Source organism: Streptomyces sp. NPDC051173 (genome assembly GCF_040689515.1).
GTDB lineage: Bacteria > Actinomycetota > Actinomycetes > Streptomycetales > Streptomycetaceae > Streptomyces.
Map to the genome: position 1 here is coordinate 1 of NZ_JBFBBD010000164.1, position 2,196 is coordinate 2,196.

A 2,196-nucleotide genomic window follows, 5' to 3' on the forward strand; every position below is an offset into this window, starting at 1 on the left:
CTCCCAGCGGTAGCTGGGGGAGCCCCCGCCGCAGGCGGCAACGGACCCGAGGTTCGGGGTCTGGGGCAGCGCCCCAGTTTCGGGAAGGGGCGGGGCTGGGGAACAAGCCCGCCGCAGGCGCCAATCACCCGCAGACAAGGGAGCCTGGGGCGCAGCCCCCGCGCGGCGGAGCCGCACGGCAGGCGCAGCAGGGAAAGGGCGGGGTAGGGGAAAAGCGCCGCAGGCGCCAACCGGCCCGCACCCGGCGGCTGGGGCGCGCCCCAGCGCGAGACGGCGCCGCCGCAAGCGGAGTCACCCCCCGGCGGATCCTCACCGTTCGAGGGAGAAGCTCACCCGAATGGGTTAATCCTGAGCCCGCAGCGAGAACGAGGGACCGCCACGCGCCTACCGTCGCCGGGATGATGACCAGGAGGCCCGAGCCCCCCACGCACGCCACCGGCGCGCACCGTGCAGGCCGCGGGGCGCCGCGCGCGGCCCGTACGGAGCAGGAGACGCTTGCGCAGCGGCCGCCTCTTCAGTACGACCCCCACCTCGACGGCCTGTTCACCTACTGCCTGTCCGTGCTGTGCGAGCACGACAGCGCGACCGCCGCGCTCGGCGAGGTCCTCGCGATCGCGGAGCGGCGCGCCGACCGGGCGCCCGCCGGTGACGACGTGCGCCGCTCCTGGCTCTACGCCCTCGCCCGCTGGGCCTGTCTGCGCCGGCTCGCGGAGCCGGGCGGCAAGCCGGGGGAGCGGGAGGGCGCGGCCGCCGACGAGCACCGTCGTACGGAGCTAGCCCGGCTCGCCTGGCCCGAGGCCGCCGGGACCACCGCCGAGCAGCGCGAAGCGCTCGAACTGGCCGTACGCCACGGCCTCTCCGCGCACGAGGTCGCGGCCGTGCTCCGGCTGGAGAGCGACGCCGCCCGCACCCTGCTGTCCAGCGCCGCCTGCGAGGTCGAACGCACCCGGACCGCGCTGGCCGTCGTGGAGTCGGGCCGCTGCCCGGTGGTGGCACGGTTCGCGGGCGACACCCGGGTGCTGCTGGGTACCGCGCTCCGCCGCGAACTGGTCCGGCACGTCGACGACTGCGCCGACTGCCGCCGTACGGCCGAGCGGGCCACCGCGGGCGAACCCTGGCCCGGCACCTCCGCCTCGTCGGCCGCGCTGCCCGTCGTCGAGGCCCCGCGGGAGGCGGTGCACGCGGCCATGCTGGCCGCCGTGAGCGCCCGCACGCAGCGGGGGTCCGCCGCGCCCCCGAACCCCCGCTTCGACCGCCGGGGCTTCCCCGTGGACCCCAAGGACCGCGTCGCGCGCCGCGGCCGCCTCCGCAGCCGGGCGATCACGACCACGGTCGTCGCCACCGTCGTCGCCGCCCCCGTGCTCGCCCTGTGGGCCGCCTACCGCGGCGCTCCGTCGACGGGGGAGGCGCAGAATCCCACCTCCATCACCGCCGAGGAGGCCGACAATCCGGCCGCCTACCCACCGGGGGAAGCGGACGCCGCCGACAAGCGGATCGGCTCGCGCACGGCGAGCGGGAACCCGGTGCCCGGTGTGTCCGTCTCGGTGATCGGGCCGGACGGCAGACCCGTGCCCGTACCCGAGGAGCAGCCCGGCGGCGTGCCGCCCTCACCCACCGGCAGCGCGGTCCCCCTGCCGGGCCCCCCGTCACCGTCCGCGCCGGGCCCCGGGCGGCTCACGATCGCCGCGCAACCGAGCGGCAAGGCCACTCTCATCACTCTCACCGCGAGCGGCGGGGAAGCGGTGCCCTGGTCGATGACCACCAGCGCGCCGTGGCTGCGGTTGAGCCGGACCGGTGGGGTGCTGTGGCCCGGGCAGTCCATCACCGTCGTCGTCGACGTCGACACGGCGAACGAGCCGGCCGGGCGGTGGAGTGCGCGGGTGGCGGTGGCGCCGGGTGGTACGGCGGTGACGATCGAGGGGCGGGGGCCGGTGCCGATACCGACGCCTCGGCTTTCGCCCTCACCTCAGCCGTCCGGCTCGCCGCCGGTGGGCTGACCCGGGGGCGTTGTTTGTGCCCCGTCCCCCTTCCCGGCTGCGCCTGCTGTTGCGGCTCGGCCGCGCGGGGGCTCCGCCCCGGGGCCTCTTGTCTGCGGGTTGGTTGGCGCCTGCGGCGGGCTTGTTCCCCTACCCCGCCCCTTCCCGAAACTGGGGCGCTGCCCCAGACCCCGAACCTCAGGTCCGTTGCCGCCTGCGG

1 protein-coding gene is annotated in these 2,196 nt (G+C 76.9%); it reads left to right on the forward strand.

Features of this window, described 5'->3' with window-relative positions:
- Window positions 1-401: 401 nt before the first annotated feature.
- Window positions 402-1,997, forward strand: coding sequence for a sigma-70 family RNA polymerase sigma factor (locus AB0435_RS34070; RefSeq protein ID WP_366428724.1), 1,596 nt, complete (start codon window positions 402-404; stop codon window positions 1,995-1,997).
- Window positions 1,998-2,196: the final 199 nt, after the last annotated feature.

Bases quoted from the DNA above. Each gene is read 5' to 3' on its own strand.
- AB0435_RS34070 (WP_366428724.1), top strand. From the start codon at position 402: ATGACCAGGAGGCCCGAGCCCCCCACGCACGCCACCGGCGCGCACCGT.